Genomic DNA, 21,277 nt, shown 5'->3' on the forward strand with positions numbered 1-21,277 from the left:
AGTGAAAATCGCAATTATTGGTGCAATGGAAGAAGAAGTAGCTTTATTACGAGAAAAAATCAGCAACCCGGAACAACAAACAATTGCAGGATGTGAGTTTACAACAGGTAGTATGGATGGGGCTGAGGTAATCCTATTGCGCTCAGGAATAGGGAAAGTAAACGCAGCAATGTCCACAACGATTCTATTAGATAGATTCAAACCTGATTATGTGATTAACACAGGATCAGCTGGAGGCTTTCATCCTGATTTAAATGTAGGAGATGTTGTTATCTCTTCTGAAGTTCGCCATCATGATGTAGACGTTACAGCATTTGGATATGAATATGGTCAAGTACCACAGCTTCCTGCAGCGTTTGAGGCTAATTCCGAGCTTGTTGAGATAGCAGAAACAGCGGCAAAGGAAATTGGTAGTGTGCAAGTTGTGAAAGGGTTAATCGCAACAGGTGATTCTTTTATGAATGATCCGAAGCGTGTGGATGCTATCCGTGATAAATTTCTTGATTTACAGGCGGTCGAAATGGAAGCAGCTGCAATTGCCCAAGTTTCCTATCAATTTGGGATTCCATTCGTTATTATACGTTCATTGTCTGATATCGCTGGGAAAGAATCAGATGTTTCCTTCGAACAATATTTAGAAAAAGCAGCACTTCATTCAGCCTCTTTGGTTATGAAAATCGTTGAGAAGCTAAAGGCTGATTAAACTATCCGGAAAAATTGCTATTAATTACATCCTCACTAACCAAGCGTTCTATGATAAAGTAGTTTCATAGAACAAGAGAAGGTTGCAGGTGAGTATAGTGAAAGATAGCAATGCAGGGAAAATGCTTGAAGAGAAAATGATTGACTATAAGAGGTTTGCGGTTGTTCTACTTGCCGTAGGCAGCTTCTTTTACCTAGGTGTTATCATTCCATCAGGTGAAAAAGTGCTAATCGATCTATATATGATGATGTGCTCATCTATGCTGTTTTTAGCGGGTTCTATTTACTTTTTTACTTTATCGAAGCAAATAAAAACAAAGCTTGATGACATAAATGAATAGGAAGATAGCTCTCAGCCTGCCTGAGGGCTATTTTTTTTTAGAAAATCTTTGAAAAAGGGGTTTACATAAATGGTAATAGTGGATATAATTACCACTGTAAGCAATAATTTCTAAAAAGGAGGTCGAGTGAAATGATTAAATTATCTGTAGCTATTGAAAAGAAGACAACTAAATATTTCACGCATTCGACCAATAGGAATGAATTGCTTAAGTAAATGTGAACATAACTTATGCCATTTCAAGCCGCTTGGAGAATGTACTCTTGCGGCTTTTTATATGCCTAAAAGTCGCAGGGGCTCTCTGCGGCTTTTTTGTGTGCAAAATAAGGAGGTGATAGATATGACCCTGAATATATTATTCTTAACAGTTACAATTAAAAAACGTAATGTGTCAGCTGCTGAATACGAACGAGCAGAAATGGCAAAAAAGCAATATGAAGCTACTCGCGATCGTATGCTTTCCATTCAACGATTATTTTAAGGCTAGAATAACAACAAAAAAATAAAGAAAGGTGGGAATGAAGATGATTTATTTCATGCAAGATCGTAAGGCAGTTTTATGGGTGGAGAAGGATACCACCTAACGAATTTATGGTGAGGAGGGGAAATAGATGTTCCTCCGTGTATTGTTGCTATCTCTAGAAATGTATCGTTTAAGAAAACTAAAGTAGAGTTCTTCCCCCGGAGATCTCTGGATTTAAGTGACTTAGCGCATTATGTAGGCTTCATAAGTAACAAAATGTTCACATCCTTTCTCCATTTTGCTCTGAATAATATGGTACATTCGAAGTAACAAAAGGAAGAATAGGGGTGGTAACATGTTCGCAATCGTTATGGGTTTAATTATATGCGGATCTGTAGGTTGTATTATTGCTGCCGAAGTTTCCGTAGAATAGAAGCTTGAAACACCGACCACCATGTCGGTGTTTTTTTTAATAGTCTTTTTCTATTTAAATATAATTAAGTGGGACAGACAAATACGACCACCTCGCTTCATAGGTATTAACATGGGGGAAAGTCCTGAAAGTGGGGTGGAATAAATGTCAGGTATATTGACTGCACTTAGCTATTTAGTTAAGGAAATGGTGTTTTTAGTTTCCTATGTTAAAAATAATGCATTTCCACAACCATTATCATCGGCAGATGAAAAGAAATATTTACGATTAATGGCAGATGGTGATGCTCATGCTCGTAATATGCTTATTGAACATAATCTCCGTCTCGTCGCTCATATCGTCAAAAAGTTTGAGAATACGGGAGAAGATTCAGAGGATTTAATCTCCATAGGAACCATTGGATTAATTAAAGCCATTGAAAGCTATTCTGAAGGGAAAGGAACAAAACTTGCTACGTATGCGGCTCGTTGTATAGAAAACGAAATCCTCATGCATTTACGGGCTTTAAAGAAGACCAAAAAAGATGTGTCCCTTCACGATCCAATTGGTCAGGATAAAGAAGGAAATGAGATATCATTAATCGATGTGTTGAAGTCAGAATCGGAGGATGTCATTGAAACCATTCAACTTAATATGGAGCTTGAAAAGGTAAAAGAATTTATAGACGTGCTCGATGACAGGGAAAAGGAAGTAATCGTCGGTCGATTTGGTCTCGATTTAAAAAAGGAAAAAACACAACGAGAGATTGCCAAAGAGTTAGGCATATCAAGAAGCTATGTTTCAAGAATTGAAAAGAGAGCATTAATGAAGATGTTTCATGAATTTTATCGAGCGGAGAAGGAAAAGAGAAAGCGTGATTCTCAAAGTTAGAAGGAAGCAGGCATAGAACAATCTATGCCTATTTGAATGCAGAGAAAGTCCGCATTTGCCTACACCAATATGGACAATGATCATACATTGATTAGTAGGATATAAGTGTAAAGGAGGGTGAAAAATGCCATACGGTTATCCTTATCCATATGCTTATCAAGCACCATATTATGGTGGTGGTGGAGTAGCTTTAGCACTGCTTATCGTTTTGTTTGTCCTGTTACTCATTTTCGGTGGTTGGTGGTATTTTGCTGGTTATCGATATTAATTTTTGGACCCATCATTCTGGTGGGTCTTTCGGTATTCGAAACTTTTCGTAGAGTTTTCGGAAAAATAAATTTATAATAAAATAGACAATGATTAGGAGGGGTATGGATGACGAAAAGAAGTACTTATTATGATGTATGGGACCTTGACGTGTTTTTTTCAGGGGGAAGTTCTTCTCAAGCATTTATTAATCACATACATAGCTCAAAGGAAGATGTTGAAAGGTTTCGAAGCAGGGTAGGAGATTGGCAACCTTCAAATAAAATAACCGATCAAGAACAAATTGCAGAAATGGTTGAATTCTTTCAAACAGTTGCGAAACAGATCCGCCAGGCAGGGGCATTTGTTAGCTGTTTACATGCACAAAATACAAACGATAAGAAAGTTAGCGCACTTCGTGGGCAAGTAACTGAGCTTAGTGCGAGTTTACAAAATGCGCTCACGGTTTTTGATCAAAAATTAACTACCTACGACAATCAAATTTGGGAAGAATTGCTTCAGGGAGAATCTCTTCATCCCTTGCAGTTTGTGTTACATGAAAGACGTATGAATGCATTAGAGAGACTTTCTCAGGAAGAAGAAACAATCATTAATGCATTAAGCATTGATGGCTATCATGGATGGGGGCAATTATATGATACCATCGTGGGTACGATTAAAGTTCCATTTAAAGAAGGAAATGAAACAAAGGAGTTATCGGTTGGGCAAGCAGCCAATAAGTTCTCACATCCAATTCAAGTGGTAAGAAAATCAATCTTTGAAGGTTGGGAGGAAGCTTGGTCTGAAAAAGCAGAGTATTTGTCAAAAACGCTCAATCACCTTGCCGGATTTCGATTAAACACGTATAAGCTTCGTGGATGGGAAGATGTTTTAAAGGAGCCATTACAAATAAATCGTATGCAGAAGAAAACTTTAGACACGATGTGGCAGGTGATTTCCGATGCCAAAGCTCCTTTTGTAACATTTTTAGAGAAAAAAGCGAACTTACTAGGGAAGGATCGGTTAAGTTGGTATGACTTAGATGCACCCATCGGTCAGGTAGAATCAAAGGTTTCTTATCAAGAAGGTGCTGAATTTATTATTGAGCATTTTTCTCGCTTTGGAAAAGAAATGACTGATTTTGCGAGAAAGGCCTTTGAACAGAAATGGATTGAAGCGGAAGATCGTCCTGGAAAAGCACCTGGTGGTTTTCATACCTTTTTCCCTGAGAGTAATCAGTCAAGAATATTTATGACGTTCTCGGGAACACCATCAAATGTTTCAACTCTTGCACATGAATTAGGTCACGGCTTCCATACATATGCAATGAGAGATCAACATTATTTAAATAGAAATTATGCGATGAATGTAGCAGAAACAGCCTCGACCTTTGCAGAAATGATCGTAGCTGATGCTGCAGTCAAGCAAGCGAGGAACCCTGAGGAAAAGCTAGCGTTATTAGAGGATAAAATACAGCGTTCAGTAGCATTATTAATGAATATACACGCTCGCTTTCTATTTGAAACACGCTTCTATGAGGAAAGAAAAAATGGAGTCGTAGGAACAGAACGTTTAAATCAATTAATGAAAGAAGCACAGGAAGAGGCGTATGGGGGGGCATTAGATGAGTATCATCCATTGTTCTGGGCCTCTAAACTACATTTCTTTATCACAGGCGTTCCTTTTTATAATTTCCCTTACACATTTGGTTATTTATTTTCACTAGGAATTTATGCAAAGGCACAAGAAGAAGGGGAAGGCTACGAGGAAAAGTACGTTGCGCTGTTAAAAGATACAGCCTCTATGACTGTAGAGGAATTAGCTTGGAAGCATTTGAATGTTGATTTAACAAAGCCGGATTTTTGGGAAAAAGCTGTACAGCTATGTGTAGCTGATGTTGAGGAATTTTTATCGTTAACGAAATGAGAAATATAGACACGGGCTTTTTAAGACTGTGTCTATATTTTTTTTAATTTGAACGGACTAACCATGAAAAAAGAAAGAATAATAATGAAAAAGAGGAACATTTCAGGAAGTAGAAACGGAAGCAATAGATAGCTAAAGGTCAATAAGCAGCCAGCAGCTGTAATCGGTAAACCGGTAAAATAGCTTTGATCCTCGCTAATATTAAAGCGAGCAAGACGAAACGCCCCACACGCGATATAAAAAATCGTAAAAAACGTTCCAGGAAAGTCAAACTCAAATAATATTCCTTGATAAATCAATAGTGCAGGTGCGACACCAAATGATATAATATCACTCATGGAATCTAATTGTTTGCCAAGTTCTGATTCAATATGAAGTTTTCGGGCAACCATTCCATCAAATCGGTCAACGAATGCAGCAATAAAAATTAATAAAAGGCTCAAATCTAAATTCCCTTTAAGGCTCTCAATCACTGCAAACCCACCAAGAAAGAGATTGATGAATGTTAAAAGATTGGCCGTTTGAATTCTTAATTTTTTGAGTGTTTGATCGAGTACGTTTAATAAAAACAAATATGCCTCACCCCTATATGGAAATGGTAAAAAACATCCTAATTATAAGTAATGATTGGTGTTCTTGTTTTATTCGTTTATTGCATGAGAATTTTCCCATAACGGAGGTCAATACATTGTTTCAAACCATTTATCGTTTCATGATTGAATTAACCAATGGCAGATGGTCTTCCTCGCTGTTGAAGAGATTTGCTACATCAAATATGAGTCGTTATGTTGTTCCTCACTTTTCAAGAATCTATCAAATCGATACGGAGGAAATGGAAGGAGATCTCAAGGAATTCTCCACACTCCATGATTTCTTTATCCGAAAGCTGAGGAAAGGGAGTAGGCCGATTAATCAGGACGTACAAGCTGTTACTAGTCCAGTTGATGCCGTACTTGAGGAAGTTGGACCTATTTCAGAACAGAAATTGATTGAGGTGAAGGGGAAAACATACTCAATTGAAGAAATGTTAGGTAATGATGCGCTTTTACAAAAATATATAAATGGAACCTTCATGGTTTTGTACTTAAGCCCGAGTCATTACCATCGTATTCATAGTCCCATTACTGGAAGGGTTACAGCCAGTTGGACACTCGGAAAGAAATCATATCCAGTCAACTCTCTTGGATTAAAATATGGGAAAAGTACACTCTCGAAAAATTATCGGACAGTGACCGAAATTAAGCATCAGACGGGTCATATAGCAGTGGTGAAGGTAGGGGCCATGTTTGTGAACTCCATTGAAGTTACACATGAGAATGAACATGTAGAAAAGGGCCAGGAACTCGCGTATTTTACATTTGGATCAACGGTCGTCCTATTGTTTGAAAAAGACTCTATCCAATCAACTTTAGAAAAATCGCTTCCATTTCCTATCAAAGTGGGAGAAAGAATTGCGTTATTAAAAGAGACATGATATTGTTTTGTGAGCGTAATGAAAAAAGCCCAACTATGGGCTATTTACACAATGATTTTGTGAGTTAATGAACGACGGTGAATTTCTGTCTCAATTAAATAAATAAAATCTTTGCTTAGTTGTAGTTCTCTCGCTTTAAAATAAGATTCAACAAGTAAGTCATCCGATAATTTACGCAATGGAAATCACACCTTTCTTTTCTTGTGAATGGTTCTACTGCATGGTGATTCATCATATAATGTAGGCTATGTAGCTGTACTCCTACTCTATCAAAATTAATAAAACAGAACAATCGTTCTGTTATCCACAAGTTATGGTGGATAACTTGTGATTAATTTGTTTATAAAAGTGTAATTCCTTTTTATGACAGTGTGAGTTTTGTGTATAAAGTTATCCACAGTGTTGAAGGACCGTGAAATTTGTCGAAAAATTTTCATTAATTTAATGAGGTGTAAGAAATGCTTAAGAAGTTTTTGCCGGATCAGCATGTCAAAAGTATTTTTGAAATTACTCCTGAAAGTTTAAAGGAAAAAGGAGTTAAGGCGATTATTACCGATTTAGATAATACTCTTGTCGAATGGGATCGTCCAAATGCAACACCGAACCTTATCAAATGGTTTGAGGAAATGAAAAAACATAATATTATTGTGACGATCGTGTCTAATAATAATGAAGGAAGAGTGAAAGCTTTTTCTGATCCACTAAATATACCTTTTATTTTTCAAGCTCGTAAGCCTTTGGCAAGAGCCTTTAAAAAGGCTATGAAGCAAATGGGAACATCTAAGGATGAAACGGTGGTTATCGGAGACCAGCTACTTACTGATGTTCTAGGTGGTAACCGTAGCGGGTTACATACCATTCTTGTTGTACCTGTAGCCTCAACAGATGGATTTGTGACAAAGTTTAATCGATTAGTTGAGCGAAGAATACTGAATTGGTTCCGTAAAAAAGGAATGATTGTATGGGAGGATTAAGTTTGAGTGAACAGTTTTCGTGTATAGGCTGTGGGGTAGATATCCAAACAGTGGATAAGGAGGCTTTAGGCTATGCGCCTCCATCCGCACTTGAAAAGGAAGTCATTATTTGCCAACGCTGTTTTCGTTTAAAACACTATAATGAGATCCAGGATGTTAGTTTAACAGATGATGACTTTTTAAAAATACTGAATGGTTTATCCCAAACGGATGCGCTTATTGTAAAAATTGTCGATATTTTTGATTTTAACGGTAGCTGGTTACCTGGTCTACACCGTTTTGTAGGGAAGAACAAAATCCTGCTTGTTGGTAATAAAGTGGACCTTCTTCCGCACTCAATAAAGCCAAATAAGGTCATTCAATGGATGAAGCGGGAAGCAAAAAAACTCGGTTTGCATCCAGAAGATGTGTTTTTAGTGAGTGCACATAAAGGTCATTTTGTTCGTGAAGTAGCTGAAGCAATCGACGAGTATCGAAATGGCAAGGATGTGTATGTAGTAGGTTGTACAAATGTCGGAAAATCCACATTTATTAACCGGATCCTAAAGGAAGTCTCGGGAGAAGGGGATGTGATAACGACTTCCCATTTTCCAGGTACGACTCTGGATATTATTGAGATTCCACTTTCCGACGGTAAGCATCTTATAGATACGCCAGGAATCATCAATCACCATCAAATGGCTCATTTTGTGAGTAAGCAGGATTTGAAAATTATCACTCCAAAAAAGGAAATAAAGCCAAAAGTCTTCCAATTGAACGAAGGACAAACTTTATTTTTCGGAGGACTTGCCCGATTTGATTTTATTAGTGGAGGAAGACAATCATTTGTTTGTCATTTTTCTAATGAAATTAATATTCATCGTACAAAACTTGATCATGCTGATGAGTTATACGAAAAGCATGTGGGTGACATGCTCTCACCTCCAAGAACAGATGAATTGGAAGAATTTCCACCACTCATTCGTCAGGAATTTATGATTAAAGAAGAGAAGACAGACATCGTGTTTTCCGGTCTGGGTTGGATCACGGTAAACGAACCTGGAGTGAAAATTGCAGCGTATGTTCCTAAGGGTGTTCATGCAATGATTAGAAAATCGCTTATATAATTTAGCTTTTTAGAGTAAATCAGCTTGATCAACCTCATGAAGTACTCAAGGCTACAACAAGGGAGAGGATTTTTTTGAAAAAGCTGTATGCGGTAATTGGGGATCCGATCGCTCATTCTATGTCGCCTGCCATGCACAATGATTTATTTGGCTTTTATGATATAGATGCTCATTATCATGCGCTTCATGTAAGAAAAGGAGACTTACAGAAAGCGATCATAGGATTAAAAGCGATACAAATTAGTGGGTTTAATGTGACTGTTCCACATAAGGTCGATATCCTTCCGATGCTTGATCGCTTAGATCCTTTAGCCGAAGCGATCGGTGCAGTAAACACAGTCGTAAATGAGGATGGTGAGCTCGTTGGATACAACACTGATGGCGAAGGATCAGTGAAAGGAATTATGAATATTATTCCAGATCTTTTCAACCATCGAATTCTCATTGTTGGGGCTGGAGGGGCTGCAAGAGCCATTTATTTTACTTTAGCTTCCATGGGGATTAAAAACATTGATGTTACCAATCGTACAAGTGAAAAAGCAGCTGAATTAATTGCTCAATGTCCATATACGGTCAACTCCAGTGTATTACTGCGTGAAGATGCTGAGAATGATTTGGACGAGTATGATATTATTATACAAACAACATCGATTGGTATGGCACCAAATGTAGAATGCCAACCGCTCTCTTTACATAACTTAAAAGAAAATAGTTTTGTAAGTGATATTATATACAACCCTCTTGAAACTTTATTTTTACGTTCTGCAAAGGATAAAGGGGCTCGCACGCAAAATGGAATCGATATGTTCGTTCTTCAAGGGGCATTAGCATTTAAAAAATGGACCGGAATTTTCCCGGACCAAAAGAGAATGGAAAAATTGGTTTTAAACCGATTAGGAGGATAAGAATGTTAACTGGTAAGCAGAAAAGATTTTTACGTTCAAAAGCTCATCATCTAAACCCTATTTTTCAAGTAGGAAAAGGTGGAGTGAACGATAACATGATTAAACAAATCAATGAGGCATTAGAGGTTAGGGAACTTCTGAAGGTAAGTGTGTTACAAAATTGTGATGAGGACAAGGACGAAGTAGCAGTTAAGTTATCGTCAGGCTGTAAGGCGGAACTTGTTCAAGTAATTGGATCTACCATTGTTTTATATAAAGAGTCTGAGGAAAATAAACAATTACAGCTTCCTTAATCCGAGGAGGTCCTTATGAGGAAAATTGGAATTTTAGGGGGAACCTTTGACCCACCCCACAATGGACATCTACTTATTGCAAACGAGGTATTAGATTCCTTAGGGCTAGATGAAATATGGTTTTTGCCTAATTCGAAACCACCGCATAAATCAACAAGTGGGACAAGCACGATCGATCGAGTGACCATGCTTGAAAAGGCAATAAGTAATCATGCCGATTTCAAAGTTGAAAAAATAGAGTTGGAGCGGAGTGGTCCGTCTTATACGTATGACACGATGAAGCTTCTGCATCAGAAAAATGAGGGTACAGAGTTTTATTTTATTATCGGGGCAGACATGGTTGAATATTTACCCAAATGGTACAAGATTGATGATTTATTGAACCTTGTTACTTTTGTCGGAGTGCAAAGACCAGAACACGTATTGCAGACAAGTTATCCGGTTATCTATATAGATATTCCGGAATTTGCCGTCTCTTCTAGTTTAATAAGAGAAAGAGTAAAGAATGGGAATACTATTCATTATCTTACCCCTGACTCCGTCATACAATATATAAAGGAGCATCAGTTATATGGATCGAGCGAAAGCGTTAGAGATTGTTAGAGAGCAATTAACCGACCATCGTTATCAGCATACACTAGGGGTAGAACAAACAGCTGTAAAGCTAGCCAAAAAATATGGAGCAAATGAGAAACAAGCGGAGTTGGCAGCAATCTTTCATGATTATGCAAAGTTTCGTCCTAAAGAAGAGATGAAACAAATCATTCTTCAAGAAAAAATGCCTGAGGAACTGCTTTCCTATAATAGTGAACTTTGGCATGCTCCAGTAGGCGCTTATTTAGTGGAGAATGAAGTTGGTATTCATGATCGTGATGTGCTACAGGCAATTCGTTACCACACTTCTGGTAGACCGCATATGTCATTGCTTGAAAAAATTATTTATGTGGCTGATTACATTGAACCGGGGAGGCAATTTCCAGGTGTCGATGAGGTCAGAGAGGTAGCTGATAATGATTTGAATGAAGCGTTATTGCTTTCTATTCAGAATTCAATTATTTTCTTAGTAAAAAAGAAACGAGCGGTTTTTCCGTTGACGCTCCAAACGTATAACTATTTCATTCATTTAAAGGAGGACTGATTGGATGACCAATCGTCAATTATTAGAAACATCAGTAAAGGCTGCTGATGATAAGCGTGCAGAGGATATTGTTGTATTAAATATGCAAGGCATTTCACTCATCTCTGATTACTTTATTATATGCCACGGAAACTCTGATAAGCAGGTTCAAGCGATTGCCAGAGAAATGAAGGAAAAGGCATTGGAAAATGGCAATATGGTTAAGAGAATGGAAGGCTTTGATGAGGCAAGATGGATCCTCCTTGATTTAGGGGATGTGGTTGCCCATATATTCCATAAAGACGAAAGAAGTTATTATAACCTCGAGCGTTTATGGGGTGATGCACCAATAGAAAACATGGAAAGTGTTCTTACTCAATGACGTATGGGAAATTTGCCTACCTTTATGATGAATTAATGAAGGATGTACCGTATGATGAATGGGTATCTATCGTAACGGAAAAATGGAGCAAATACCAGTGTAAGGGAAAGAAACTATTAGACCTAGCCTGTGGTACAGGTGAGTTATCAGTACGCTTTGCAAAAGCTGGTTTCGAAGTGACAGGTGTCGATTTATCAGCGGACATGCTTACAGTCGCTCACATGAAAGCTGAGACCAATGGGCTGAAGCTTCCTTTTTATCAACAAAATATGGTTGAACTTGACTTGTATGAGAGATTCGACATTATCGGTATATTTTGTGACTCCTTAAATTACCTACAGACGGAAGAAGAAGTATTAGAAACGTTTGAAAAGGTCTATAACTTACTTGATGAAGATGGACTTCTATTATTTGATGTTCATTCCGTTCATAAAATCATGAATATTTTTATGAATCAAACATTTACCCATGATGATGAGGATATTTGTTATATTTGGAATTGCTTCCAAGGAGAGTATCCAATTAGTATTGAACATGAACTTACCTTTTTTGTTCATGATGATGAGTCTGGGAAGTATGACCGCTATGATGAATTTCATAGCCAGAGAACCTTTCCGGTAGATGTTTATAAAAATTGGTTAGAAGCAAGTGGTTTTTATGTACTAGAGACTTTCTCTGATTTTAGGGACGATCACATAACTTCTGAGGCAGAAAGAATTTTTTTCTTAGCTAAAAAGCAGACAGAAAAATCGGCTGATTAAAATAAACAGCCGATTTTTTTTTATTCATTTGCAGGAATTATTATTTCTTTAGAGAATTATTTATTGGAAACTGTTTTTGTGTTTCAAAAACATCCTCTTCGAATTTTGTATGAGTGGCTTGAAAGAGGTGCTCAAATACGTCTCCAAGCTCTGCATCCAACACTTTAATTCCTTCCCAAGTTACTCCGCCCTTTACACAAACTTTTTGCTGTAGGGTTGGAAGTGTGTAAAATCCTTTTCGAAGCAATTCTCCAAGCCCTATTAACATTTCGCTAGCAAGTGTCGTTGCAGTTGCTTCATCAATTTTTGTTTCTGCTACAGCTGCATTAATAAATCTTTGCGTTAAGTAGCTAAAAAATGCTGGTCCACAACTTACGATATCTGATCCTACCCTTGTAATATCCTCATTTATGGACACCGGTGTGGAAATCGCATCAAACAGCTGAAGTAGTTTATCTTTCCATTCCCCCGTACAGCTATTGCCAAACGTTAGTAAAGATACACCTGCTAGTGCCCGGTTGGTAATACTAGGTATAGCTCTCGCCACCGAACAGTCTACCACTGACTCAATTTGATTAACACTGATAGGACTAGTGATGGATACAACACATTTCTCTGAGTGTAAAAACGGCTTAATATCCATTAGTACGCTATGAATGTCTTTGGGTTTTATGCATAAGAACAAGACATCTGATACTCTTGCTACGCTTCTAGCATCAGAAAGTACGGCGATGTCATTATACACTTCTTTTATATTCATTGCTTTACTAAGCGTTCGATTTGTCACATTCATAAAAGAAGGGGAAATGGCGTTTCCATCAATTAGTGCCTCAATTAATATCCTCCCCATATTCCCTGTACCAATCACTCCGATTTTCAATGTACTTCCCTCCTTCAAAAAGCAAGCATTCTCATATAAAAGTATGTAATTAAATTAGTGAATATGCCTAGAAAGGAGTAACAAGATGATTGACTCTGTAAAGAAGTATAAATGGTTTATTGTTGCCTCTTTTGTTATCGTCGTTGGAATGCTAATTTTTGCTCGCAATCTTGTAAACGAAACAGAAGTGGAAAATGAATGGACGATTCCAAGTGAAGAAGAACAAGATACGGAAGTTCACGAAGAGACGCTTGTACAGGAACCTGATGTAAAGAATTTGGTGGATGTTAAAGGAGCAGTAGAGAATCCAGGTGTTTATGAAGTGATGCTAGATGAAAGGGTAATCGATGTGATTGAAAAAGCTGGAGGATTAAAGGAAGGAGCGGATGAGACAAAAATTAACTTTGCTCAGCGGGTGACAGATGAAATGGTTTTATATATACCTTTAATAGGAGAAGAAGGGGAAAATATGATTGTGACTGCCGGTGCTGGGTCTACCTCTATTTCTACAAGTCAAGAAGCAGGCAAAATCAACATTAATACTGCCACATCCGATGATTTGCAAAATCTCCCTGGAATTGGACCGTCTAAAGCGGAAGCAATCATAGCCTATCGTGAAGATAGTGGATTATTTCAAACAATTGATGATTTAAAGCTTGTTACCGGAATTGGTGATAAGACATTTGAAAAGTTGCAGAATCTCATCATCGTAAAATAACAGCATTGACTAAAATCGACAATTTCCCTTAGACTAGTAGAAAATGAGAAATCGGGAGTGGGGAATATGAGCAACCCTCGTTTAACTTGGGATCAATACTTTATGCTAAATGCGCATCTGATAAGTATGAGAAGCACCTGTAATCGACTGAATGTTGGTTCGGTTTTGGTAAAGAATAATCGAATCATTTCAACTGGCTATAATGGGGGAATTAGTGGAGATGATCACTGCCTAGATGCGGGCTGTTACGTCGTTGATAATCACTGTCTTCGTTGTTTGCATGCCGAAGAAAATGCGATTCTTCAGTGTGCTCTTGAAGGAGTTTCCACAAAAGGAAGTCAAATTTATGTCACTCATTTTCCATGTATACATTGCATGAAAAAGATACTACAAGCAGGTATTACAAAAATCTATTACACGCATGATTATAAAAATCACGAATATTGTTACCATCTACTTCGCATAAGCAATGTGGAAGCGATAAAGCTAGAAATGGATATTGAAAATGAGCTTAACAATAAAAACGATAATTCAGGCCGATTAAGTTGGAATTTTCAAGAATAATATAATATTTTTCAGGGGGTGATATCTTGCAAGGAAGAGGGATCTATTTTGCCATTGCTTCTTTACTTGCTTTGATTATTGCTTTTCAGCCCCAAATTATGGTCAAGCTCTCACTCTTTTTATTTTTGATTTTATTTTTGTTTTATAAGAAATTCTCAAAAAGACAAATTTATATCATCTTGATGATTGTCCTTGTTTTCTATTCGAAGGCAAGGATTGATATCAACAGAAATGAATCTGGTTTTCATGGGAGTGAGACACAGTTTACTGTTTTGTTCGAAGATGAAGTATCGCTTAATGGCAGTCTCCTAAGTGGTTTTGCAAAGGATTCAACAGGAGAAAAGCTATTAATTAAATACCGAATGAAATCTGAAGAGGAAAAGTCCAGTTTAAATAAGGAAAGGCTCCTTGGATTTTCTTGTCAGATAAAAGGTAGTTTAAAAACAGTGAATGGACAAACCAACCCTAATGCCTTTGATTACCAATCTTATCTAACTCATCAACACATTCATTGGCAGTTAGTTGTTGATCAATGGGGCAATTGTAAAGAGCTTAATGGACCTATTCTTTTTATCAAAAAGCAAAGGCAACAGGCAATTCGGTTATTGGAAACGTATTTTCCAAATTCCGTGGCTTCCTTAGCCAGCGCGTTGCTGTTTGGAGAAAGACAGATACTTGATCCATCCTTAGAGAAAGCGTACCAAAAACTCGGAATCATACATTTATTAGCTATTTCTGGGGCGAATGTCGCTCTTTACGTAAGTATGATTCATTATATCGGGGTGCGCTTAGGAGTAACAAGGGAACGCATGATCATTGTTCTTCTCCTCTACCTACCCATTTTTACTTATCTGTCAGGTGCCTCTCCTCCTGTGTTTCGAGCAGCGATGATGATGTTTCTATTTTTGTTCGTTAAGCTCGTATCACAGTCAAGATTAGCCACACTTGATATTTGCAGTATCGTATTCATGGTTTATGCATTTCTTTCACCTTATCTCCTATTTGATGTAGGGTTTCAGCTCTCCTTTAGTGTGACCTTCACATTACTTCTTTCCACCAAAGGATTATTAAAGCCATCTAAATTCCTCTTAATAAAAGCGTCATTTATTTCTCAGTTAGCTTCTCTCCCTATCGTTCTCTATCATTTTTATGAATTTTCTCTGTTGTCATTGTTGGCAAACCTCATTTATATTCCCATTTTCACAATAATCATAAACCCTAGTTTTATCACTCTGTTTTTTCTGTTATTCATCTTTGGAGAGCCTATCTCAATTATGGTAAAGCCAGTGGATTTTGCCATTACCTTAATGAACCAATTAACTGTACGTATAGCTTCTTTCCCGTACCAGACAGTCACTATTGGCCGTCCTTCCGTATGGATGATACTTCTCCTAATAGGCTCTATTGTCTATTTACTCTACAAATGGGAGACCGGGAAGACAAGAAAAAGCCAACTGATTTCAATCCTTCCTTGTGTTTTTACCCTCACTTTCTCCTACTGCTTATCCCATTATTCATTCTCAGGACAAATCACGTTTGTTGATGTTGGTCAAGGAGATAGTATTGTAGTACAAAACGGTTTTCATAAAAAAACTTATGTGATAGATACTGGAGGGACTATTTCTTTCAATGAGGAGGAATGGGAAAGACCGAGAAATCCTTTTGAAGTTGGAAATGATATTCTCGTCCCATTTTTAAAAGGGAAAGGGATAAGCACAATCGATAAACTAATATTAACGCATGGTGATATGGACCATATTGGTGGAGCAAAGTCTGTTCTCGAAACAATGAAAGTGAAAGAATTAATCCTTCCTTATGTTTCGAATCGTTCTAGCTTGGAAAATGAAATGATTCAACTAGCGAAAGAAAGGAAAACAAGCATCATATTTGTGAAGAACGGTATGAGTTGGGAAGAAAAGGGATCGACCTTTAAAATCGTGAGTCCCATTATTGAACTAGAGGATCGAAACGATAATTCAGTGGTTATTCATGTTCAATTAGGAGGTTTATTTTGGTTGTTTACAGGTGATTTAGGAGAACAAGGAGAAGAAAGACTATTGAGTGAGTATCCTAGCTTACCGGTGGATGTATTAAAAATCGGACATCATGGTAGTAAAAGCTCTACATCTGCTACTCTTCTTCAAGCCTATCAGCCGAAGGTCGCGGTAATATCTGTTGGGAAGAACAATCGATTTGGGCATCCACATCAAGATGTTTTGGATCGGTTAAAGGAAAGAAATATAAAAATTTTCCGTACTGACACAGATGGTGCAATTACTTACACTTTTCAGAATGGGACAGGAACCTTTTCTAGACATATCCCATATGATGTAACAAACCCATAAAAAAGAGACTGCAGCAGCAGTCTCCTTATGTTGAAAATTGTCCAGCTCCAGCGCCTAGCCCCTCGAGGTCATAAGCCAAATCTTTCCAGAAGGCAGGCCTTCTTACACGATTCGTCTTATGCTTGTCGGGGCTAACCAAGGCGCTTCCGCTTTTCGTATATGTAGCAACCCTTTATGCCCCTACGAGTTTAATGACAGTTGCAATGATAAATAAAGTTGCAAAAAAACCGAAGGAAACGATGAACCCTACACCAGAATCAACAGCGTCATTACGTTTACTTTGCACATTTTTCTCAAATTCGTTCACAACTACCCCTCCTAATCAATCTTAGTATAAGCGATTTCATAAAAAAAATCTACCGATCCTCTTGTTTCTTTTCCTAGCTTGTCAGTGATTGTCACAAATACTTTTTAGATGTACGGTAACAATAATGTATACAATTGGGGTTATCGCTGTAAAAGGAGTATCCTAGGCCTCCTTTTTCAGCGTTTCTATAGATGGGAATTGGTCAGGAGATTGATCAATTCCCTTTAAAATGCTTGTCAAATCCTTGATCCTTCATTAGGATAATTAAGTAACCTATTTTCCTGAACGGAGCGAGGAAAAGTGATTTTTGATTTATGGAAGCAAATTAAGAGGAAAGAATTTTCCCCAATTTACGTTTTGTATGGAACAGAATCGTTTTTAGTAAATGAAACAAAGCAGCTTTTTATTCAAAATGTATTGGGTGAAGATGAAAGTGATTTTAATCTATCCACCTATGATTTAGATGAAATCCCGATTGAAGTAGCATTAGAGGATGCCGAAACCATTCCATTCTTAGGGGATAAAAGGCTGATATTTTTAAATAATCCAGGGTTCTTAACGGCTGAAAAAACGAAGGACAAAGTGGAACATCAGCTAGGAAGATTAGAACAGTACATGAAGGAGCCGTCCCCATATTCGATTGTTGTGATGGTAGCGCCCTATGAAAAGCTGGATGAACGAAAAAAGCTAACAAAGGAATTAAAAAGAACAGCTGTTGTGGCGGAAGCAAAGAAACTTGGGGAACACGAACTAAAGAATTGGATTGTCCAAAGAGCAAAAGCGAATGGTACAATCATAGACAACGAGGCAGTAGAGCGGATGCTTGCATTAGCGGGGACTAATCTATTTTTATTAACCTCAGAGGTGGACAAGCTTAGCTTATATTGCAATGAGACAAAACAAATTGATGCTGAAACAGTAGAAAAGCTCGTGTCACGCTCACTGGAACAAAATATTTTTACTCTCGTTGATAAAGTGGTGCACCGAAAAGTAGACGAGGCATTACGTATTTATTATGATTTGTTAAGACAAAATGAAGAACCGCTAAAAATATTAGCGATTATTGCAGGTCAGTTCCGGTTAATTTACCAGGTAAAGGAATTAGCAAGACGTGGATACGGTCAACAGCAAATGGGAGGGTATTTAAAAGTACATCCATTCCGTGTGAAACTAGCTGCAGGCCAAGCCATGCAATTTAGTGATGAAGAGCTAACGAGAATTATGAAAATGTTAGCGGACGCTGATTATCAAGCGAAAACAGGTGGAATGAACAAGGAGCTTCTAATTGAAATGTTTTTATTTCATTTACATTCTGGTTCATAAATCAAGGCTGTTTTCGCAAAGATTGTTGTTAAAATCTAAAAGCCGATTTTAACGTGGAAATAGCTATTTTGCGCTTAAGAATTTAGTTTGCAAGCTCTTTTCTTATTAAATTCATGCTATTTTCTGCTGAAATTTAGCACAATTTTTTAAATTAGGTTCCAAAAAGCAACAAAGTTTAAGAAAAGAGCCTAAATCAAAAAAAGCTAGATCCGATAAGGATCTAGCTTTTTATCTATGATTAGCAAAAATTAAGAGTTTAATGAGTTTAATTTCTTCATTAAACGAGACTTTTTGCGAGCAGCAGCATTTTTATGGATAAGACCCTTCGCTGCAGCTTTGTCAAGTTTACTTGCAGCAAGAGCATAGCTCTCTTGTGCAGTAGTAGCGTCACCGTTTACGATAGCTGATTCTACTTTCTTAACAGCCGTACGTGTTGCAGATTTCACCATCGTGTTACGTGCATTACGCTCTTCGCTTGTTTTCACGCGCTTGATTGCAGATTTAATATTTGGCATTCTTTTCACCTCCTACAAAGCATCGAGATTATATACTCGACTATCACCATTCATTAATTTACGTAAATTAAGAACAAAACACATTTTATCATTCGGTGAATACTATTGCAATACTTTTCAATGGAAATATATTCGCCGATATCCATGGATTTGAATGGTTTCATATAGAAAAGGAAATAATAGTTGCTAGTTTCTTATCTAATTTAACGAAAGAGAGGGGCATATGATGAAAGAATCAATAGATTTAAGTAGATATTCCATCCGCACTGATTTGGCAGTGGAGGCAAGGGAGATGGTGATTGCAAGCAGGGGGAAAAATGTTACAGATGAACAAGATCTCTCGAATATAAACGGTGTGGTTATTAAAGAAAAAGAGGAGAACGGGATCAAGCTTTCGTTAGTAGAAGTGTCGAGTGAAGGAGAGAAAGAGTTAAATAAAAAAGCTGGAAAATATTTAACCATCGAAGTGCAAGGGATTAGACAACAGGACACAGATTTACAAAAAAAGGTTGAAGAAACGTTTGCGAGAGAATTCTCCCATTTTATAAGTGGACTAGGAATAAATAAAGATGCTTCCTGTCTTGTTGTTGGTTTAGGGAATTGGAACGTTACTCCTGATGCCCTTGGACCACAAGTGTGTGAAAATCTATTAGTTACGCGACATTTATATCAATTAAGTCCTGAGAGCGTGGACGAAGGTTATCGTCCAGTGAGTGCGTTAGCTCCTGGTGTAATGGGTTTAACTGGCATAGAAACAAGTGACATTATTAGGGGAGTGGTTGAAAAAACGAAGCCTGACTTTGTTATAGCTATTGACGCATTAGCTTCGCGATCCATTGAAAGGGTCAATTCAACAGTTCAGATATCAAATACAGGAATTCATCCAGGATCTGGTGTAGGAAATAAGCGTAAGGAGTTAAGTGAAGAAACCTTAGGAATACCAGTTATCGCAGTGGGCGTACCAACGGTAGTTGACGCGGTTTCCATTACAAGTGATACGATCGATTTTATTTTAAAGCATTTTGGAAGGGAGCTAAAAGAAGGAAATCGCCCTTCTAGAGCTTTAGCGCCAGCAGGAATGACGTTTGGTGAGAAGAAAAAATTGACTGACGAAGATATGCCTGAAGAACATCACCGAAATACATTTCTTGGAATGATTGGCACCTTAGAAGAAGATGAAAAAAGAAGATTGATTCATGAAGTTTTGTCCCCGCTTGGACATAACTTAATGGTAACGCCAAAGGAAGTAGATGTATTTATTGAAGATATGTCTAATTTAATTGCAAATGGATTAAATGCTGCTTTGCATGATGCTGTAAATCAAGATAATGCAGGTTTCTATACAAGATAGAGTTCAGCAAAATTTATTGTTCTACCTTCTCTAGTAAGTACATATCATTTACTAGACTAGGCTAAGAGGTGGAATAATGAAACTGCAAAAAACCCCCTATGTTGTAACTATTCAAGGGACAAGCATTTTAAAGCTCATTTTATCGTGTTTGTTGTTGATTTTCCTACTCTTTTCTGTGAGCGGACTATTAACTTCTTTAAACCCACAATATCAGCTTAGGTCATCGAGTGTGAACAAAGCGACTATGAATGTGAGCGGAAATGTACTCTTTCAGTTGATGGCTAGAGAAAACCATTATTTTATGAGTGGATTAGTAGAAAGAGATGAAGTTCCGAGTATGTCGAGTGTCTTGTTTAAAGCCTCCACCAATGTGAATCTTGATGATCCGCGGAGCTTACTAGGTAGAGAACTTCCGGGTTTTTCCTTATTTGATGGAAAGATTCTTGTTGCTGGGGAAGGAACCAACTATACAAATATGCCAATTGAATCTGCACCAGCAGAAGAAGCGTTAAAGAAAGAAAATGAGGCAAGCTTGCAAAATGTGGATGACATAAAAGAGGATGAATCGAAACCAAGCGCTCCACCTTCTTTAACGACAGGGGATAAAAAGGTGGCGTACATTTATTTCTCTCATACAAGAGAATCATATCTCCCATATTTAGAAGGGGTAACCAATGCCAATAGTGCACAACACTCTGAAATCAATGTGACAAAAATTGGCGATCGACTTCAAGAAAAACTAGAAGGTTATGGGGTTGGGACGATTTTAGATAAAACAGATGTCACGGATCGATTGCATGCAAATGGCTGGACATATGGTCGCTCATACGATGCATCAAGACAGATGGTTCAAGAGGCAATGGCTAGTAACTCAAATCTTTCGTATTTAATAGATATTCACCGTGATTCTAAAAGAAAAGAAGATACGACAAAAGTAATTAATGGTAAGTCCTATGCAAAGCTAGCTTTTGTTGTTGGAGCTGAACACCCAAATTATGAGAAGAACCTTAAGCTCGCAACAGAAATTCATTATAAGCTCGAGGAAAAATATCCTGGTATAAGCAGAGGAATTATCCAAAAAAGCGGAGCTAGTACAAATGGCCGTTTCAATCAGGACCTTTCTGGAAATGCTCTATTAATAGAATTTGGTGGAGTGGATAACAACTTTGACGAGCTTAATCTTTCAGCAGATGCATTTGCAGATGTATTTAGCGAGATTTTCTGGGAAGCAGAAAAGGTAAATTACCCAGTAACCGTTCCTTCTGAGGAGCAATAATGTAAA

Annotated in this window: 26 protein-coding genes; 21 read left to right on the top strand and 5 right to left on the bottom strand. The window is 37.6% G+C overall.

All coding sequences use genetic code 11. The features are described from left to right. Position 1: 1 nt before the first annotated feature. The 6 genes from mtnN (at position 2) to ACFFHF_RS03475 (ending at position 4,980) form a co-directional block, all read left to right on the top strand. Positions 2-703 (top strand): 5'-methylthioadenosine/S-adenosylhomocysteine nucleosidase, encoded by a 702-nt coding sequence (gene mtnN / locus ACFFHF_RS03450; protein WP_340904710.1) that lies wholly within the window; start codon positions 2-4, stop codon positions 701-703. An 88-nt stretch (positions 704-791) separates the two neighbouring features. Beyond that, entirely contained in the window at positions 792-1,043 is a 252-nt protein-coding gene (locus ACFFHF_RS03455; RefSeq protein ID WP_340904709.1) for a YrhC family protein, read from the top strand. Between the two features lie 339 nt (positions 1,044-1,382). Continuing rightward, positions 1,383-1,523, top strand: coding sequence for a YrzI family small protein (locus ACFFHF_RS03460; RefSeq protein ID WP_340904708.1), 141 nt, complete (start codon positions 1,383-1,385; stop codon positions 1,521-1,523). Positions 1,524-2,082: 559 nt separating this feature from the next. Then, on the top strand, positions 2,083-2,808 hold the full coding sequence (gene sigK / locus ACFFHF_RS03465) for an RNA polymerase sporulation sigma factor SigK (RefSeq protein ID WP_340904706.1): 726 nt from the start codon (positions 2,083-2,085) through the stop codon (positions 2,806-2,808). A gap of 124 nt (positions 2,809-2,932) precedes the next feature. Continuing rightward, positions 2,933-3,076, top strand: coding sequence for a hypothetical protein (locus tag ACFFHF_RS03470; protein ID WP_340904705.1), 144 nt, complete (start codon positions 2,933-2,935; stop codon positions 3,074-3,076). Between the two features lie 107 nt (positions 3,077-3,183). Next, positions 3,184-4,980 carry a M3 family oligoendopeptidase gene (locus tag ACFFHF_RS03475; protein ID WP_340904703.1) on the top strand — a complete coding sequence of 599 codons (1,797 nt, stop codon included), beginning with the start codon at positions 3,184-3,186 and terminating at the stop codon, positions 4,978-4,980. A gap of 32 nt (positions 4,981-5,012) precedes the next feature. Here the strand turns inward: ACFFHF_RS03475 and pssA are convergent, their stop codons facing one another. After that, positions 5,013-5,552 (bottom strand): CDP-diacylglycerol--serine O-phosphatidyltransferase, encoded by a 540-nt coding sequence (gene pssA, locus ACFFHF_RS03480; protein ID WP_160547471.1) that lies wholly within the window; start codon positions 5,550-5,552, stop codon positions 5,013-5,015. 116 nt (positions 5,553-5,668) lie between these two features. Between pssA and ACFFHF_RS03485 the strand changes: the two genes are divergently transcribed. Further along, positions 5,669-6,454: a phosphatidylserine decarboxylase gene (locus tag ACFFHF_RS03485; RefSeq protein ID WP_377057600.1), complete on the top strand. Its 786-nt coding sequence runs from the start codon at positions 5,669-5,671 to the stop codon at positions 6,452-6,454. Positions 6,455-6,498: 44 nt separating this feature from the next. Here ACFFHF_RS03485 and ACFFHF_RS03490 read toward each other — a convergent pair whose 3' ends face one another. Further along, a complete protein-coding gene (locus ACFFHF_RS03490) occupies positions 6,499-6,633 on the bottom strand; it encodes a sporulation histidine kinase inhibitor Sda (protein WP_119709206.1) in 135 nt (44 codons plus the stop codon). Between the two features lie 279 nt (positions 6,634-6,912). Here ACFFHF_RS03490 and ACFFHF_RS03495 point away from each other — a divergent pair, with 279 nt between their 5' ends. The 8 genes from ACFFHF_RS03495 to ACFFHF_RS03530 all read left to right on the top strand — a co-directional run bounded on the left by ACFFHF_RS03495 (position 6,913) and on the right by ACFFHF_RS03530 (position 11,992). Then, the gene (locus ACFFHF_RS03495; protein ID WP_340904699.1) at positions 6,913-7,428 is read left to right on the top strand and encodes a YqeG family HAD IIIA-type phosphatase; all 516 of its coding nucleotides are present in this window, start codon (positions 6,913-6,915) and stop codon (positions 7,426-7,428) included. Next, entirely contained in the window at positions 7,416-8,534 is a 1,119-nt protein-coding gene (gene yqeH, locus ACFFHF_RS03500) for a ribosome biogenesis GTPase YqeH (RefSeq protein ID WP_377057601.1), read from the top strand. Before ACFFHF_RS03495 ends, yqeH begins: the two co-directional genes overlap by 13 nt. A 74-nt stretch (positions 8,535-8,608) precedes the next feature. Beyond that, the gene (gene aroE / locus ACFFHF_RS03505; protein WP_160547467.1) at positions 8,609-9,439 is read left to right on the top strand and encodes a shikimate dehydrogenase; all 831 of its coding nucleotides are present in this window, start codon (positions 8,609-8,611) and stop codon (positions 9,437-9,439) included. A 2-nt stretch (positions 9,440-9,441) separates the two neighbouring features. Next, positions 9,442-9,732 carry a ribosome assembly RNA-binding protein YhbY gene (yhbY, locus tag ACFFHF_RS03510; protein ID WP_160547466.1) on the top strand — a complete coding sequence of 97 codons (291 nt, stop codon included), beginning with the start codon at positions 9,442-9,444 and terminating at the stop codon, positions 9,730-9,732. 15 nt (positions 9,733-9,747) lie between these two features. After that, complete coding sequence (locus ACFFHF_RS03515) at positions 9,748-10,335, top strand: nicotinate-nucleotide adenylyltransferase (protein WP_160547465.1); 588 nt, start codon at positions 9,748-9,750, stop codon at positions 10,333-10,335. Continuing rightward, positions 10,304-10,870 (top strand): bis(5'-nucleosyl)-tetraphosphatase (symmetrical) YqeK, encoded by a 567-nt coding sequence (gene yqeK / locus ACFFHF_RS03520; RefSeq protein ID WP_160547464.1) that lies wholly within the window; start codon positions 10,304-10,306, stop codon positions 10,868-10,870. The genes ACFFHF_RS03515 and yqeK overlap by 32 nt, the downstream gene beginning before the upstream one ends. Positions 10,871-10,874: 4 nt before the next feature. Then, positions 10,875-11,231 carry a ribosome silencing factor gene (gene rsfS / locus ACFFHF_RS03525; protein ID WP_160547463.1) on the top strand — a complete coding sequence of 119 codons (357 nt, stop codon included), beginning with the start codon at positions 10,875-10,877 and terminating at the stop codon, positions 11,229-11,231. After that, positions 11,228-11,992 carry a class I SAM-dependent DNA methyltransferase gene (locus ACFFHF_RS03530; RefSeq protein WP_340904695.1) on the top strand — a complete coding sequence of 255 codons (765 nt, stop codon included), beginning with the start codon at positions 11,228-11,230 and terminating at the stop codon, positions 11,990-11,992. Before rsfS ends, ACFFHF_RS03530 begins: the two co-directional genes overlap by 4 nt. 40 nt (positions 11,993-12,032) lie before the next feature. On the opposite strand, the gene comER is transcribed toward ACFFHF_RS03530, so the two are convergent. Further along, complete coding sequence (comER, locus tag ACFFHF_RS03535; protein ID WP_340904694.1) at positions 12,033-12,872, bottom strand: late competence protein ComER; 840 nt, start codon at positions 12,870-12,872, stop codon at positions 12,033-12,035. An 85-nt stretch (positions 12,873-12,957) separates the two neighbouring features. Between comER and ACFFHF_RS03540 the strand changes: the two genes are divergently transcribed. The 3 genes from ACFFHF_RS03540 to ACFFHF_RS03550 all read left to right on the top strand — a co-directional run bounded on the left by ACFFHF_RS03540 (position 12,958) and on the right by ACFFHF_RS03550 (position 16,499). Next, a complete protein-coding gene (locus ACFFHF_RS03540; protein WP_340904693.1) occupies positions 12,958-13,590 on the top strand; it encodes a helix-hairpin-helix domain-containing protein in 633 nt (210 codons plus the stop codon). A gap of 66 nt (positions 13,591-13,656) precedes the next feature. Beyond that, positions 13,657-14,154: a ComE operon protein 2 gene (locus ACFFHF_RS03545; protein WP_160547459.1), complete on the top strand. Its 498-nt coding sequence runs from the start codon at positions 13,657-13,659 to the stop codon at positions 14,152-14,154. 26 nt (positions 14,155-14,180) lie between these two features. Beyond that, positions 14,181-16,499 (top strand): DNA internalization-related competence protein ComEC/Rec2, encoded by a 2,319-nt coding sequence (locus ACFFHF_RS03550; RefSeq protein ID WP_377057602.1) that lies wholly within the window; start codon positions 14,181-14,183, stop codon positions 16,497-16,499. Between the two features lie 172 nt (positions 16,500-16,671). Here ACFFHF_RS03550 and ACFFHF_RS03555 read toward each other — a convergent pair whose 3' ends face one another. Continuing rightward, entirely contained in the window at positions 16,672-16,806 is a 135-nt protein-coding gene (locus ACFFHF_RS03555) for a YqzM family protein (protein WP_084361972.1), read from the bottom strand. Positions 16,807-17,106: 300 nt separating this feature from the next. On the opposite strand from ACFFHF_RS03555, the gene holA reads away from it, so the two are divergent. Next, entirely contained in the window at positions 17,107-18,129 is a 1,023-nt protein-coding gene (holA, locus tag ACFFHF_RS03560; protein ID WP_377057603.1) for a DNA polymerase III subunit delta, read from the top strand. Between the two features lie 248 nt (positions 18,130-18,377). Here the strand turns inward: holA and rpsT are convergent, their stop codons facing one another. Further along, positions 18,378-18,644: a 30S ribosomal protein S20 gene (gene rpsT, locus ACFFHF_RS03565; protein WP_119709192.1), complete on the bottom strand. Its 267-nt coding sequence runs from the start codon at positions 18,642-18,644 to the stop codon at positions 18,378-18,380. A 226-nt stretch (positions 18,645-18,870) separates the two neighbouring features. Here rpsT and gpr point away from each other — a divergent pair, with 226 nt between their 5' ends. Then, positions 18,871-19,995: a GPR endopeptidase gene (gene gpr / locus ACFFHF_RS03570; protein ID WP_377057657.1), complete on the top strand. Its 1,125-nt coding sequence runs from the start codon at positions 18,871-18,873 to the stop codon at positions 19,993-19,995. A gap of 76 nt (positions 19,996-20,071) precedes the next feature. Then, positions 20,072-21,271 carry a stage II sporulation protein P gene (spoIIP, locus tag ACFFHF_RS03575; RefSeq protein ID WP_160547457.1) on the top strand — a complete coding sequence of 400 codons (1,200 nt, stop codon included), beginning with the start codon at positions 20,072-20,074 and terminating at the stop codon, positions 21,269-21,271. The last annotated feature ends 6 nt before the right edge of the window (positions 21,272-21,277 follow it).

Source organism: Robertmurraya beringensis (genome assembly GCF_042433785.1).
Taxonomy (GTDB): domain Bacteria; phylum Bacillota; class Bacilli; order Bacillales; family Cytobacillaceae; genus Robertmurraya_A; species Robertmurraya_A beringensis.